Source organism: Bacillus sp. EB106-02-03-XG38 (genome assembly GCF_058792175.1).
In genome coordinates this window covers 382,997-397,850 of record NZ_JBYTED010000004.1, presented here as the reverse complement: position 1 = coordinate 397,850, position 14,854 = coordinate 382,997, and the positions used below count along the sequence as shown (strand labels likewise).

General features: G+C 38.9%; 13 protein-coding genes and 1 other RNA gene. 1 reads left to right on the top strand and 13 read right to left on the bottom strand.

The genetic code is table 11. From position 1 onward, the window contains the following. Positions 1–3 precede the first annotated feature (3 nt). From AC3WTI_RS20665 to AC3WTI_RS20625, 9 genes are all read right to left on the bottom strand, one after another. A complete protein-coding gene (locus AC3WTI_RS20665) occupies positions 4–1,023 on the bottom strand; it encodes a siderophore ABC transporter substrate-binding protein (RefSeq protein ID WP_098904023.1) in 1,020 nt (339 codons plus the stop codon). Positions 1,024–1,345: 322 nt separating this feature from the next. Beyond that, positions 1,346–2,023 carry a response regulator transcription factor gene (locus tag AC3WTI_RS20660; RefSeq protein WP_097840946.1) on the bottom strand — a complete coding sequence of 226 codons (678 nt, stop codon included), beginning with the start codon at positions 2,021–2,023 and terminating at the stop codon, positions 1,346–1,348. A gap of 380 nt (positions 2,024–2,403) precedes the next feature. Then, positions 2,404–2,758: a transfer-messenger RNA gene (gene ssrA / locus AC3WTI_RS20655) on the bottom strand. Positions 2,759–2,883: 125 nt separating this feature from the next. Beyond that, positions 2,884–3,351 (bottom strand): SsrA-binding protein, encoded by a 468-nt coding sequence (gene smpB / locus AC3WTI_RS20650; protein ID WP_048528182.1) that lies wholly within the window; start codon positions 3,349–3,351, stop codon positions 2,884–2,886. 249 nt (positions 3,352–3,600) lie between these two features. Continuing rightward, the gene (gene rnr, locus AC3WTI_RS20645; protein WP_087959323.1) at positions 3,601–6,027 is read right to left on the bottom strand and encodes a ribonuclease R; all 2,427 of its coding nucleotides are present in this window, start codon (positions 6,025–6,027) and stop codon (positions 3,601–3,603) included. A 142-nt stretch (positions 6,028–6,169) separates the two neighbouring features. Then, the gene (gene estA / locus AC3WTI_RS20640) at positions 6,170–6,910 is read right to left on the bottom strand and encodes a carboxylesterase (RefSeq protein ID WP_000761976.1); all 741 of its coding nucleotides are present in this window, start codon (positions 6,908–6,910) and stop codon (positions 6,170–6,172) included. A 155-nt stretch (positions 6,911–7,065) separates the two neighbouring features. Continuing rightward, a complete protein-coding gene (gene secG / locus AC3WTI_RS20635; protein ID WP_087959322.1) occupies positions 7,066–7,299 on the bottom strand; it encodes a preprotein translocase subunit SecG in 234 nt (77 codons plus the stop codon). A 94-nt stretch (positions 7,300–7,393) separates the two neighbouring features. After that, positions 7,394–8,086: an LrgB family protein gene (locus AC3WTI_RS20630; RefSeq protein ID WP_000078299.1), complete on the bottom strand. Its 693-nt coding sequence runs from the start codon at positions 8,084–8,086 to the stop codon at positions 7,394–7,396. Beyond that, positions 8,083–8,451, bottom strand: a complete 369-nt coding sequence (locus AC3WTI_RS20625) for a CidA/LrgA family holin-like protein (RefSeq protein WP_000673220.1) — start codon at positions 8,449–8,451, stop codon at positions 8,083–8,085. Before AC3WTI_RS20625 ends, AC3WTI_RS20630 begins: the two co-directional genes overlap by 4 nt. A 324-nt stretch (positions 8,452–8,775) precedes the next feature. On the opposite strand from AC3WTI_RS20625, the gene AC3WTI_RS20620 reads away from it, so the two are divergent. After that, positions 8,776–9,726 carry a nucleoside hydrolase gene (locus AC3WTI_RS20620; RefSeq protein ID WP_097840939.1) on the top strand — a complete coding sequence of 317 codons (951 nt, stop codon included), beginning with the start codon at positions 8,776–8,778 and terminating at the stop codon, positions 9,724–9,726. A 204-nt stretch (positions 9,727–9,930) separates the two neighbouring features. Here the strand turns inward: AC3WTI_RS20620 and eno are convergent, their stop codons facing one another. From eno to AC3WTI_RS20600, 4 genes are read right to left on the bottom strand one after another with little or no spacing between them, the layout of a single operon-like run. Beyond that, positions 9,931–11,226 carry a phosphopyruvate hydratase gene (gene eno, locus AC3WTI_RS20615; protein WP_062921916.1) on the bottom strand — a complete coding sequence of 432 codons (1,296 nt, stop codon included), beginning with the start codon at positions 11,224–11,226 and terminating at the stop codon, positions 9,931–9,933. Between the two features lie 30 nt (positions 11,227–11,256). Beyond that, positions 11,257–12,786, bottom strand: coding sequence for a 2,3-bisphosphoglycerate-independent phosphoglycerate mutase (gene gpmI, locus AC3WTI_RS20610; RefSeq protein ID WP_098904021.1), 1,530 nt, complete (start codon positions 12,784–12,786; stop codon positions 11,257–11,259). Then, positions 12,783–13,538, bottom strand: coding sequence for a triose-phosphate isomerase (tpiA, locus tag AC3WTI_RS20605; RefSeq protein ID WP_001231038.1), 756 nt, complete (start codon positions 13,536–13,538; stop codon positions 12,783–12,785). The genes gpmI and tpiA overlap by 4 nt, the downstream gene beginning before the upstream one ends. Before the next feature lie 32 nt (positions 13,539–13,570). After that, positions 13,571–14,755 carry a phosphoglycerate kinase gene (locus tag AC3WTI_RS20600; RefSeq protein ID WP_087959320.1) on the bottom strand — a complete coding sequence of 395 codons (1,185 nt, stop codon included), beginning with the start codon at positions 14,753–14,755 and terminating at the stop codon, positions 13,571–13,573. Positions 14,756–14,854: the final 99 nt, after the last annotated feature.

Below are 14,854 nucleotides of genomic sequence, written 5' to 3'. Positions count from 1 at the left end.
ACACTACTTAGCTAAAGTTTTTGCAAGATTTCCAAATAACTCTACATAAGTCTGAATTGATTCATTTGTGTAAGTATCTTCTGGTGCATAAACAACTTGTTGTTTAGAAACAGCAGTTGTGTTTTGAAGAGCTGGTGATTTAGAAATAACATCCTTAGCAGGTGTTGACTTAGCTGCATCAGATGTTGCAGCATCACGATCTAATACGAAAAGCCAATCAGGATTTGTTTGTGCAATAGCTTCAACAGAAACGTCATCACCTTTATGACCTGCAGTAGAATTAGATACTTCTAATGCTGGAGTCCAACCGAAAATGTCATACATTGGTCCCCAAACGCGACCAGAGTGCGGCGCAGCAAAGCCAATATTTCCACCAGTAACGATAACACTCATAACTTTATCTTTTCCGTTATAAGCAGATTTTGCTTTTTCAATAGATTTATCAAAATCAGCTACTAATTGTTTAGCTTCTTTATCTTTAGCAAAGATTTTTCCTAAAGTAGTTGTAGAATCTTTAAGTCCTTTTACTAAGTTTTCCCCAGGCTTAGTAGCCTTCTCAGAAACATCAAAATTAAGATCAATAACAGCTGCATCTGGCACTAGTTTTTTGATTTCTTCGTAATGATCAGCAAATCTTTGACCAACGATTACAAGTTCAGGGTTTGCTGCTGCAATAATTTCAAGGTTTGGTTCGCGGTGATTCCCGATATTTTTAACTGTTTTATCATTTTTATACGCTGAATCTGCAGGCATAATATCCTGTGGAGCAGCCGCTAATTTAATTCCCCAATCAGCTAAAGTTTCAAACGTTCTATTATCTAAAGCAACTACATTCTTTGGATTTACAGGGACAGTAACCTTTCCATGAGCATCAGTGATTTCAACCGTTTTTGGCTTATCACTACCATTCTCTTTATTAGCCTTCGACTCTTTCGTGTCATTACTTGGATTTGAGCAAGCTACTAACATTAAAGTGAAGATTGCTAGAATACTTACTAATTTTAAAAGCATAGTTTTTTTCATACGTATACTCCTTATTATGTAATTTAGTTCGAAAATGATGACGTCCATAGATTAGATAGTAACTTTCATACATCTAAATTGCTATTGATAATCATTTTCATTTGAACATCCTGATAATAAGTATAGTCGTTAATTATGTGAAAATCTTGTGAATGGTGCGAATTCATAAAATCAAGTCTAAAAAGTAATATGTGCGGTCAGGTTTGTTGATTAACCTTCATTAAATACTGTCTCAACGTATGCGAGACAGAGCCCTTCCCTTACAAAATACGCCCAGTAATAGCTAATGTTTCACAGAAACTATCTTATTATCTTATTTTTATCATTCAATCATTGAATAGCCTCTGCCATGTATCGTTTGAATATATCTGTCTTTTCTCTCACACTTTAACTTTTTTCTTACATACCCAATATATAAGTCTACTACATTTGGATTTACTACTACATTATCTCCCCAAACCTGGTTCAAAAGCATTTCACGGCTCAATATCGTATTTTTATTCTTGATTAAAAATACAAGTAAATCGTACTCGCGCTTAGTAAGCACGAGATTTTCGCCACTTTTTTTCACAATATTGCTAGATGCATCAACAAAGAGATCTTTAAACTGAAAAAAGTTTGTCTCATTTTGCTGGTTATAGTCACTTCTTCTTAAAATAGCTTGAACTCTTGCTACTAATTCTTCTTTCACAAATGGTTTTCTAATATAATCATCTGCTCCTGCTTGTAACCCTGCTATGCAATCCTTACTAGAAATATTGTCGGTCACAATAATGATTGGTGTCGTTTTAACAAGTCGTATTTGTCTACAAATTTCTGGTCCCGATATACTTAATGAATCCCAATCCAATATGATAATATCCCAATCTTGTTCATATACTATATTTAAACCTTGGTTTTCATTGTGAAGTTTTAAAATGAAATAGCCTTCTTGCGTTAGACCGCTTACGATTTTCTTCGCTAAAGACCTTTCATTCTTAATTACTAACACCTGCCTCACCGATGGTTCACCTCTACTTCAATATAACTTAGTTAGATAAAAACTATCTCAAAAAAATAAATCGAGATTTATAAACACTAAATTCCTAAAGGAGCCATTATAACAGCTTATTAGGAGAACTCTATATAATCTTACAATAGATATAAATAGAAACACAAAGGATATGAAGATTTAAATATATATTATTTAATCATTAAGGGCAGCTATAGTATCTAGCGGCTTATCAGCAATAACTATTCTTTCAGGTTCTGCTTCAAGGGTACCGTTCTCATCTTGAGCATTTTATAAAACTACAAAACAAAAAGAACCATACCCTCGCCAATCTGGCAAAGTTATGGTTCATATCATACAAAATAAAAAACCACCAAACAGTTATGTATTGGTGGAGACGGTGGGAGTCGAACCCACGTCCAAAAATATCGGCACTTAAGCTTCTACGAGTGTAGTCGATATATTAGCATTTCGCGAACTCTTCAGCCTATCGACAGGCTTCCAAGTTGCTAGTCTGGTTGTTCTCTTCCTTTGTCCTCAGACGGCGAACTCCGGCGTAGTCCACTTAGTTTGAGTCCCTTACCCTACCACATGGACGATGGAGGGAGGAACCTTTAGTGCAATTAAGCAGCTAAAGAAAGATTGTTTTGTTTGCCAATTATAGGCTTTGACGTTTTAACGAGGCCGATCCCCTCGACTCGCAACCTAAGCTCGAACTATCCCTGTCGAATCCGTAACGTCCCCATGATAAAAATGGAGCATACGAAGAAATTTCGTGATAGCTACTAAGAGCTGTTTTTCAATGTGCAACAATCTTACATAAGTTATTATATCATACGCGCGCCGTTTTACAAATGTAAATATCTGTATTACATCTTTTGACGATCACGGAATGCGCGTGCAATTTCACGTTTAGCTTCTTTCTCTTTTAAATCGTGACGCTTATCATATTGTTTCTTACCTTTTGCTAAACCCAGTGCCATTTTCGCGAATCCATTTTTCAAATAGATTCTAACTGGAACTAACGCATAGCCTGTTTCTTTTGAAGCACCTGTTAACTTCTCAATTTCTTTTTTATGAAGAAGTAACTTTCTCGTGCGAAGCGGATCATGATTGAAACGATTCCCTTGTTCGTACGTACTAATATGCATATTATGAACCCATACTTCACCATTATGTACACGAGCAAATGCATCTTTCAAGTTCACACGTCCAGCGCGAATCGACTTAATTTCCGTTCCTTGAAGGACAAGCCCTGCTTCGTATGTTTCTTCGATGAAATAATCATGAAAAGCTTTTTTATTTTGTGCAATAACCTTACCTGTACCCTTTGGCATATAACGTCCCTCCTCTATTTTTACTATTGTAACAAATGTAAACCAAAAGCGAAAGTGGTTCGCTCAGAATCTTTGGACATTGGAACACCCGACAGAGAAGCGCTTTTTGCTTCGTCCGAGGGAGTGAAATGGCCAATAGATTCTAGCCACTGTAGCTGGATTACAACCAAAAGCGAAAGTGGCTCGCTCTCAAGCCACCAAAAAAAAAGAAAAAGCCTCGCTTTTCATCAAAGCGAAGCCTTTCTTTTCTTACTTACGCTTTTTCTTTTTCTTCTTGAATCCTGGTACGTTTTCGAAGAATGCTTTTTTCTTCTTGCCGTTACCATCTTTTTTCCCTGGTTGGCTAGCGGATGCTGACGCTGACGCGGATCCTCTTCCTTTACCTTTGCCACCACGGTCAAATTTTCTACCTGTGCCACGTTCGCCGCCGCGCTCATTACTGCGCTCGCTACGTCCACCGCGTTTCTTTCTGCCTGTTCTTGGCTGTTCGATCACGACTGGACGATCTTTGAACTTACGACGAGGCGTACCTTTCATGCCAACGATTTCAAAGTCGATTGCACGCTCGTCTTTGTTTACGTTAATAACGCGAATCGTAATTTCGTCACCGATGCGGAATACGTTACCTGTACGTTCACCGATCATTGCGAAATGCTGCTCGTCATAACGGTAGTAATCATCCGTTAAGTAGCTAACGTGTACAAGACCTTCAATTGTATTTGGAAGCTCTACGAATAAACCGAAGTTTGTTACAGAGCTAATCATACCGTCATACTCTTCACCGATCTTATCAACCATATACTCTGCTTTTTTCATTTCGTCTGTTTCACGTTCTGCTTCAACAGCACGGCGTTCCATATTAGAAGAATGATCTGCAATCTCAGGTAATTTTTCACGCCATTTTGCTTGTGTTTCACTGTCGACTTTACCATTAATGATGTATTCACGAATTAATCTATGAACAATCGTATCTGGGTAACGACGAATTGGTGATGTGAAATGCGTGTAGAACTCAGTTGATAAACCGAAATGTCCTAAGCTATCCGCATCGTAACGCGCTTGCTTCATGGAACGAAGCATAACTGTTGAAATAACTACTTCTTCAGGCTGTCCTTGTACCATTTCAAGAATTTGTTGAAGCGCACGAGGATGTACTTCATTTGCACGTCCTTTTACCGCATATCCGAAGTTCGTTACAAATTCGAAGAAACGCTCTAGCTTATCTTCTTTTGGATCTTCATGGACACGGTACATGAATGGTACGTTCATCCAGTGGAAATGCTCTGCTACTGTTTCGTTCGCAACAAGCATAAATTCTTCAATTAGTTTTTCTGATACAGAACGATCACGCATAACAACATCTGTCGGTTTTCCTTCTTCATCTACTAATACTTTCGCTTCTTTAAAGTCAAAGTCGATTGCACCGCGGCGCATACGTTTTTCACGTAAAATTTGTGCTAATTGCCCCATCTCTTTAAACATTGGTACAAGCGGCTCATAGCGCTTAATTAATTCTTCGTCCTCATCTTCTAAAATGCTTCTTACGTCAGCATACGTCATACGTTCTGTCGTTTTAATTACACTTTGGAAAATCTCGTGCTTTACAACGTCACCTAAGTTGTTAATTTCCATTTCACAAGATAATGTCAGACGATCTACTTTCGGATTTAATGAACAAATACCGTTAGATAGACGGTGCGGAATCATCGGAATTACACGGTCAACAAGATATATACTCGTCGCTCTCTCTGCTGCTTCAACATCAATTGGAGAACCTTCTTGAACGTAATGACTTACATCCGCAATATGAACACCAAGCTTATAGTTACCATTCTCAAGCTTCGTTACTGTAACAGCGTCATCTAAATCTTTCGCGTCTGCACCGTCAATCGTTACGATCATTTGGTCACGCAGGTCACGACGATCTTTTAAATCTTCTTCCGAAATCGTTTCTGGTACACTGTTTGCATGCTCCATCACTTCTTCAGGGAACGCTAAAGGCAAGTGATGTTTATGAATGACAGATAAAATGTCTACTCCTGGGTCATTTTTATGACCTAGAATTTGAATAACTTCACCTTCTGCACTTAAACGATTCTCTGGATAGCTCGTAATTTTCACAACTACTTTATGACCTTCTACAGCGCCCATTGATGCACTTTTCAATACGAAAATGTCACTCGTCCAGCGCTTGTTGTCCGGTATAACAAATCCAAAGTTTTTCGATTCTGTATATGTACCAACTAGTTCTTTCGTGCCGCGCTCTAAAATGCGTACAATTGAACCTTCTTGACGCGAACCGCTCGATTGGGAACTAAGGCGCGCTAATACTGTATCACCATGAAGTGCACCGTTTAATTCTGTAGGCGGGATGAAAAGATCATCGTCTCCTGTTTTCTTCTCGTCTGGTACAACGAATGCAAAGCCACGTGCATGTCCAATTAATTTACCACGTACTAAATTCATCTTTTCTGGAAGACCGTAACGATTGCTACGCGTACGAATAACAAGTCCCTTCTCTTCCATCATTACAAGTGCCTTTACAAAATCTTTAAAGCCCTCAGAACCTTCAATTCCAAATGCCTCTTCTAACTCTTGTATCGTTAGCGGTTTATACGCTTCTTCTCTCATAAATAATAACAACTTATCAATATGTTCTTGTGTGATTTCTTCCAAGCAAAAATACCTCCTTTAAAACCTTATATTATTTAGTGTATCCGAAAGATAGGGGATGTATAAAGCGAAACTTCAATACTCCCCTTATGATTTTTACAGTTTTCACAAAAAATTCCTTATGAAAAAAAGAGGCAACTAGATCTTACCAATCTAGTTGCTCCAAGAAGTTATATACATCCTCATGTAGCTCGTCACGCTGTTTATCAAGTGTAATGACATGCGTAGAGTCTTCATACCATTTAATGTCTTTTAACGTTGATTCTACACCGTTATAAATAATGTTAGCACTATCTGTATTGATCATTTCATCATGACGCGCTTGTACTACAAAAGTTGGGGCATAAATCATGTCCACATTGTTACGTACGTCAGCAATTAATTGTTGTAATGCTTTTAATGTATTCATCGGTGTCTTTTGGAATTCCAACATTTCTTGCTCAATTTGCTCTGGTGATTTTTGCTCACGCTTTTTATATTCGCGGGCGTATGCCAATATACCTTGGTACATTGTTTCTTCACTCTTAATATACATTGGTGCACACATTGGTACTACACCTAAAACCGGTACTGTATATCCTAATTTTAAAGAAAATACACCGCCAAGTGACAATCCAACAACAGCAATTTTCTCAAAGCCTTTATCTTTTAACAGCTGATATGCCTCTGTTACATCTTGCCACCAGTCTTCAGGACCTGTATGAACAAGCTCTTCTGGTGGTACACCGTGCCCTTTATAAATTGGAGCATGACAAGTGTAGCCTTTCTTTTCTAAGAAACGCCCTAACATACGTACATCAGCTGAGTTTCCTGTGAATCCATGTAGTAATAAAACAGCGCGGTCTCCACCTTCAAATGTAAATGGTTTCGGAGATGCTAATTTCATCATGTATTTCTCCTCTTTCTCTTCTGTAATCTAGTCGTATTCTTTCTATATCTAGTGTACCATATTTATATTTCCATAATCTAATTAGAAACTTTTTTCAAATAACAAAAAAGAAGAACCATTAGAATAATCTACTAACGCTTCTTCTTTCAATTCTATAAGTTTAAGTACGTAACAGCAATTGTTAATGCAAAGAACAATACAGCTAAAACAATTGTAATACGGTTTAATACCGCTTCAATTCCACGTGCTTTTTGCTTACCAAATAATTGCTCTGCACCGCCTGAAATTGCACCTGAAAGGCCTGAGCTATTACTAGACTGCATAAGTACCATAACAATCATTAAAATCGATACAATAATAAGTAAAACGGATAATAACGTATGCACTTGGCGTACCTCCTACAAAGATTCAGTTATTGTAACTGTAGCATAAATTCTATAGAAAAGCGAGAGCTATAGAGTGGCTCTCGCTTTTCTTCTATTACATAAACATCATTGCAAATAATGGTCCTAGCAAACATGTCAAAATGGCTGTTAATGTCATTGTTACCGATCCAATAACACCTTCATGTTCATTATTTTTCATCGCTCTCATGACGCCCATAATATGAGACGCACATCCAAATCCGATACCTTTACCAACTGAGTTTGTAACGCGGCTCCATTTTAATAAAAGCGGGCCCGTAATCGTTCCAGTAATACCCGCAATAACAACGAAAGCTGCAGTTAATGACGGTACACCACCAACTTGTTCTGAAACACTCATCGCCACTGGCATTGTTACCGATTTTGGTAAAGAAGATAAAATTAAGCTTTTATCCGTCCCCATAAGTGATGCAATAGCAAAATCACTCGCAATGGCAACTGTTGTACCTACTAATACGCCACCAGCAATCGGTACAACATATTTTTGCAGAACGTGACGTTGTTTATAAAGAGGAATTGCAAACGCTACAACACCGGGTCCAAGCAGTTTTGCAATCCAGCCGCCACCACTTTCCATATAATGTTGATATGGTATATCAAGCATGATAAATAAGAAAGCCATTAATCCTGTTGCTACAAGCATTGGAATGGTGAATGGTGTTGGAAATAGTTTATAGATTTTTTTAGATAATTGGTATAATAGCACCGTAAAAAGAACCCAACCAATTCCGATTAATATTTGGCTCATCTCGACTCTCTTTCCTTTCTATTCGCAAGATATTGTCCTGTATGTCCTGCGACAATAATAATTAAAAATGTACTCGCTACAATTGTAATGAAAAGAGAAATTCCTTTACTCATAAAAAAAGCACCGTAATTCATTAGGCCAAGCGTTGGCGGAATTAATAAAAACGGCATAATAGCAACAAGTGTTTCTGCTCCCAAATCGAACCATTTCACTGGAAGAACTTTTAGACTAAGTAAAACAAGTAAGAGGAACATCCCAATCAAACTTCCTGGAATCGGAATATTTAACATTTCTTGTACCCAAGTTCCAACCATATAAAAAACGTAAAGAGCAGCAATTTGGACAAGAATCTTTGTAAATTTCATGTTCATCATCCCTCATGTTTATACGATCTTCTGTTAATATCTTTATCATAGTATAAATTGTAAAAAGCTGCAATTTATCAACTTGACAGCAAAAACAGCCTATGTTAGACGCTTACAACCTTGATATGACTGGGTTTCTGCGTGGAAATTAAGTCAAAAACCTTGACCTAATATAAAAAGTTTTTATTTTCTGAATTTATAGGTTGTTATTTCAATAAAATAATCTTTTTATCCTTACGCTTACATATATATAAAGTGAAACTTTAATCAGTGGGGGGTCTTACTGCCCATTAAAGCGGGATAAATAAGATAGGTGGTGAACATATGCCCAAAAAAGTTCTTATTTTTTGTGATCCTGGAATTGATGATGCGATGGCTCTCCTCTTAGCATTCTTTATCGATGAAATAGAAATCATCGGCATTGTTGCTGATTACGGCAATGTTTCAAAAGAAATGGCCGTACAAAATGCTCATTTTCTTAAGCACGAAACAAAAAATAGAAATATTAAGGTATTTGGTGGTTCAGGACAACCGCTTACTGGTGCCCCTCCTGCTTTCTTTACGGATGTACACGGGAAACAAGGGCTCGGGCCAATTATTCCAAAGGAGAATGTAACTAACGGAGAAATGGAGAATTTCTTTGAAGTTATCCCTCTTATTGAAGAGTATAAAGATGAATTAATCATCGTAAGTTTAGGAAGACTTACCTCCCTAGCAATTTTATTCATCTTATGTAAACAGCTAATGAAGCAAATTAAATCTTACTACGTAATGGGAGGTGCCTTTTTACACCCTGGTAATGTTACACCTATTTCCGAAGCAAACTTTTATGGCGATCCTACTGCCGCTAATATAGTCCTTCAATCCACAGCTAACATGTACATCTATCCATTAAACGTCACCCAGTATTCCATCATTACACCAGAAATGGCTGAATACATTGAAGCGAAAGGAAAAGCCCCACTTGTTAAACCGTTATTCGATCATTATTACTACGGATATTATAAAGATGCCCTACCAGATTTAAAAGGAAGCCCTTTTCATGACACAATGCCAATACTCGCCTTACTTGATAACTCTATGTTTACGTATCACAAATCACCTATCGTTGTCATGACAGAATCCTATGCACAAGGAGCAAGCATTGGGGAATTTCGTTCTTTAAGAGAATCTAAGCCATTTGTCGATTGGCCGAGTCATCAAATCGCAATTGATTTTGATTATAACCGTTTCTTTAAACATTTCATGTCACTTATGACGGGTGAAGAGTTTTAACATAAAGTGAAACTTTAATTAATGGGGGTTTTCTTCATCCTCCACTGATTATCAGCCCTCACCAATCGGACCTTAATGGGTAGCCCGACCCCCACCTAAATTCTTTGCTTTCGCTGAATTTTGAGGTGGGGGTCTTACTGCCCATTAAAGCGGGATAAAAAAAACAGACCGTGATTTCTCACGGTCTGTCGTTATTTTCTACAATTATCGTTTGATGTTGTAGAAAGATTTGATACCATCGTAAACAGCAACTTCGCCTAGCTCGTCTTCGATGCGTAATAATTGGTTGTACTTAGCAATACGGTCAGTACGGCTCATAGAACCAGTTTTGATTTGGCCAGCGTTAGTTGCAACTGCGATGTCAGCGATTGTAGCATCTTCAGTTTCACCAGAACGGTGAGATACAACTGCTGTGTAACCAGCACGTTTAGCCATTTCGATAGCTTCGAAAGTCTCAGTTAAAGTACCGATTTGGTTAACTTTAATTAAGATTGAGTTAGAGATACCTTTTTCGATACCTTCAGCAAGTTTTTGAGTGTTAGTTACGAATAAGTCGTCACCAACTAATTGTACTTTATCACCGATACGCTCAGTTAATAATTTGTGACCATCCCAGTCGTTTTCGTCTAAACCATCTTCGATAGAGATGATTGGGAAGTCTTTGCAAAGCTCTTCGTAGAAATCAACCATTTCTGCAGAAGTTAAGCCAGTACGGCCTTCACCTGCAAGGTCATATTTACCAGTTTCTTTGTTGTAGAACTCAGAAGAAGCAACGTCCATTCCTAAGAATACGTTCTCGCCAGCTTTGTAACCAGCTTTTTCGATAGCTTCGATGATTACTTCTAATGCTTCACGGTTAGAACCAAGGTTTGGAGCGAATCCACCTTCGTCACCTACTGCAGTGTTAAGACCTTTGTCATGTAATACAGCTTTAAGTGCATGGAATACTTCAGCACCCATACGGATTGATTCTTTGAATGTTGGAGCACCAACTGGTAAGATCATGAACTCTTGGAAGTCTACGTTGTTATCAGCGTGAGAACCACCGTTGATGATGTTCATCATTGGAGTTGGTAATTGTTTTGCATTGAATCCACCAAGGTAACGGTATAATGGAAGACCTACGAAGTCAGCTGCTGCGTGAGCTACTGCCATAGATACACCAAGGATAGCGTTAGCGCCTAGTTTACCTTTGTTTGGAGTGCCATCTAATTCGATCATAGCACGGTCGATACCAGCTTGGTCAGTTACGTCGAAACCAACGATTTCTGGAGCGATTGCTTCGTTAACGTTGTTTACTGCGTTCATAACACCTTTACCAAGGTAACGAGATTTGTCACCGTCACGTAATTCTACTGCTTCGTGCTCACCAGTAGATGCACCACTTGGTACGATAGCGCGTCCGAAAGCGCCGCTTTCTGTGTAAACTTCTACTTCTACAGTTGGGTTACCACGAGAGTCAAGGACTTCGCGAGCATAAACATCAATAATTGTTGACATAATAAATTCTCTCCTTTTTATATAAGCAAATTATTTAATAATTGTTTTACCTGTCATTTCTTTCGGTTGTTCCACATTTAAAAGTGTAAGCATTGTTGGGGCGATATCTCCTAAAATACCACCTTCACGAAGCTCTACGTCATTTTTTGTAACGATGAAAGGAACCGGGTTAGTTGTATGAGCTGTCATTGGCTCGCCATCAGCAGTTAACTCCTGATCAGCATTACCATGGTCAGCAGTAATAAGTGCTACACCATCTTTTGCAAGAATCGCTTCTACAACTTTTCCTAAACATTCGTCAGTTGCTTCTACTGCTTTAATTGTTGGTTCCATCATCCCAGAATGGCCAACCATATCACAGTTCGCAAAGTTAAGAATGATAACATCATGTTTATCATTTTCGATTTCATTTACTAAAGCGTCCGTTACTTCGTAAATGCTCATTTCAGGTTTCAAGTCATATGTTGCAACCTTCGGTGAGTTAATTAAGATACGCTCTTCTCCTGGGAATTCAGCCTCACGACCACCGCTAAAGAAGAAAGTAACGTGCGGATACTTTTCAGTTTCCGCGATGCGAAGTTGCTTTAATCCCGCTTGCGCAACAACTTCACCTAATGTGTTATCAAGATTCATTGGCTTAAATGCCACGTAACCATCTACAGTTTCACTGAAATGTGTCATACAAACGAATTCAGGAATGTGAGGTACTTTTTCACCACGATCGAACTCACGGAAGTCTTCGTTTGTAAATACACGAGCAATTTGAATTGCACGGTCTGGACGGAAGTTATAGAAGATAACTGCATCATCATCATTGATTGTTGCAACTGGCGTGTCATCTTCGTTAACAATTACAGACGGCAATACGAATTCATCATAGATACCATTTGCATAAGAGTCTTCTACACACTCTTCTGCTGATTTATAAGTAGGGCCTTCACCATTCACCATAGCACAGTAACATTTTTCTACGCGATCCCAACGCTTGTCACGGTCCATGGAGTAATAACGACCAGAGATAGTCGCGAATTGTCCTACTCCTGTTTCTTTAATTACTTCATTTGTTGCATCGATATAACCTTGTGCTGTTTTTGGTCCAACATCGCGGCCATCTAAGAATGCATGAATGTATACTTTCTCAACGCCTTCTTTAGCTGCTAAGCGAAGAAGAGCAAACATGTGGTTCATGTGACTATGCACACCACCGTCAGAAAGTAAACCGAATAAATGAAGTGCAGTACCTTTTTCTTTTACGCTTTTAATTGCATTTTGGAACGTTTCGTTCTGATCGAACTCACCTTCACGAATTGCAACGTTTACGCGTGTTAAGCTTTGATATACTACGCGGCCAGCACCGATATTTAAGTGACCAACCTCAGAGTTACCCATTTGACCTTCTGGAAGACCTACTGCCTCGCCACAAGCTGTAAGCGTTGTGTGAGGGAATTTGTTCCAGTAACCATCAAAATTAGGTTTCTTAGCTTGTGCTACAGCATTCCCATGAGTTTCTTCACGAAGTCCGAAACCATCAAGAATGATTAAAGCTGTTGGCTTTCTCATTTTACCGCCCCCAGAAGACCTAAGAACGAAGCAGGCTCTAAGCTAGCACCGCCAACTAAAGCGCCGTCGATGTCAGATTGTGCCATATACTCTTTAATGTTTTCTGGTTTTACGCTACCGCCGTATTGAATACGAACAGCTTCTGCAGCTTCTGGAGAAACAGCTTCTGCAACAACTTTACGGATGTGCGCACATACTTCGTTTGCATCTGCAGAAGAAGAAGATTTACCTGTACCGATAGCCCAGATTGGCTCATAAGCGATAACAGTTGCTTTAACTTGCTCTTCTGTTAAACCTGCAAGTGCTTTTGTCACTTGACCTGCTACTAGATCAAATGTTTTTCCGCTTTCGCGCTCTTCTAAAGTCTCACCACAACATACGATTGGTGTTAAACCATGTTCAAATGCTGCAATAGTCTTTTTGTTTACTGACTCATCTGTTTCAGCAAACATTTCACGACGCTCAGAGTGGCCAAGTACTACGTAGCCTACTTTTAAGTCGCTAAGTGCTACTGGGCTAATTTCGCCAGTGAATGCACCATTTTTTTCGAAGTGCATGTTTTGTGCACCTACTTGTAAGTCAGTTCCTTCAGTTGCTGCTACTAAACGCTCTAAGAATAGAGCTGGAGAGCAAACTACTGCATCAACAGCTGAAGCTGCTGGGATTTGACCTTTAACTTCCTCTACGAAGCTAACTGCTTCAGATAGAGTTTTATTCATTTTCCAGTTACCTGCGATAATTGGTTTACGCATGCTTTGCACCGTCCTTTTTCTTTGGCTGCTACTTATTTGTCGTTAAGACAAACTACACCTGGAAGCTCTTTACCTTCCATGAATTCTAATGACGCACCGCCGCCAGTAGAAATGTGGCTCATTTTATCAGCCATACCGAATTTTTCAACAGCTGCTGCAGAGTCACCACCGCCGATAACAGAGTATGTATCTTCTGCATCTGCTAATGCTTGTCCTACTGCTTTTGTACCTTCTGCGAATGGAGTCATTTCGAATACACCCATTGGTCCATTCCATACAACAAGCTTAGAATTTTTAATTACATCTGCATAAATTTCACGTGTTTTAGGACCGATGTCCACGCCTTCCCAGTTAGAAGGGATAGAGTCGATACCAACGATTTGAGTTGTTGCAGTTTCAGAGAATTCCTCTGTGATTACAACATCAACTGGCATGTAGAAGTTTACGCCTTTTTCTTTTGCAAGTTGCATAAATTCTTTAGCTAGTTCGATCTTGTCGTCTTCACATAGAGATAGACCAATTTCATGACCTAAAGCTTTAACGAATGTGTAAGCAAGTCCGCCACCGATGATTAAGTTATCTACTTTGTCTAATAGATGACGAATTACACCGATTTTATCTTTTACTTTCGCACCACCAATAATAGCTGTGAATGGACGTTCTGGGTTAGAAAGTGCTTTACCTAATACATCTAACTCTTTTTCCATTAATAATCCAGATACTGCTGGTAGGTAGTCTGCGATACCTGCTGTAGAAGCGTGAGCACGGTGAGCTGCACCGAATGCATCGTTTACGAAGATATCAGCAAGAGCTGCAAATTCTTTCGCAAGTTCTGCATCGTTCTTTTCTTCGCCCGCATAGAAACGTACGTTTTCAAGAACTAATACGTCGCCTTCGTTCATTGCTGCAACCATTTCTTGTGCAACTGGTCCGAATGCTTCGTCTGCTTTTTTAACGTCTTTACCAAGAAGCTCGCCTAAACGTGCTGCCACTGGAGTTAAACGCATTTCTTCTACTACTTGACCTTTTGGACGGCCTAAGTGACTTGCTAAAATAACTTTCGCACCTTGCTCTACTAAATATTGAATTGTAGGAAGAGCTGCACGGATACGAGTTTCATCTGTAATTTTGCCTTCTTTCATAGGTACGTTGAAGTCAACACGGCAAAATACACGCTTACCTTTTAAATCTACGTCACGAATTGATTTTTTGTTCATTGGATTTCCCTCCGACTACTAGTTAGGATTGACAAAACCCACTCAAAAGCTTAACACATTTGCTTTTAAAACGAAAGAAGAGAGAGAGGGAACAAACCC

Coding starts and splice junctions, on each gene's coding strand:
- AC3WTI_RS20665 (WP_098904023.1), bottom strand. CDS start 1,023: ATGAAAAAAACTATGCTTTTAAAATTAGTAAGTATTCTAGCAATCTTC.
- smpB (WP_048528182.1), bottom strand. CDS start 3,351: ATGCCAAAGGGTACAGGTAAGGTTATTGCACAAAATAAAAAAGCTTTT.
- estA (WP_000761976.1), bottom strand. CDS start 6,910: ATGAAATTAGCATCTCCGAAACCATTTACATTTGAAGGTGGAGACCGC.
- AC3WTI_RS20630 (WP_000078299.1), bottom strand. CDS start 8,086: ATGAGCCAAATATTAATCGGAATTGGTTGGGTTCTTTTTACGGTGCTA.
- AC3WTI_RS20625 (WP_000673220.1), bottom strand. CDS start 8,451: ATGAAATTTACAAAGATTCTTGTCCAAATTGCTGCTCTTTACGTTTTT.
- AC3WTI_RS20620 (WP_097840939.1), top strand. CDS start 8,776: ATGCCCAAAAAAGTTCTTATTTTTTGTGATCCTGGAATTGATGATGCG.
- eno (WP_062921916.1), bottom strand. CDS start 11,226: ATGTCAACAATTATTGATGTTTATGCTCGCGAAGTCCTTGACTCTCGT.
- gpmI (WP_098904021.1), bottom strand. CDS start 12,786: ATGAGAAAGCCAACAGCTTTAATCATTCTTGATGGTTTCGGACTTCGT.
- tpiA (WP_001231038.1), bottom strand. CDS start 13,538: ATGCGTAAACCAATTATCGCAGGTAACTGGAAAATGAATAAAACTCTA.
- AC3WTI_RS20600 (WP_087959320.1), bottom strand. CDS start 14,755: ATGAACAAAAAATCAATTCGTGACGTAGATTTAAAAGGTAAGCGTGTA.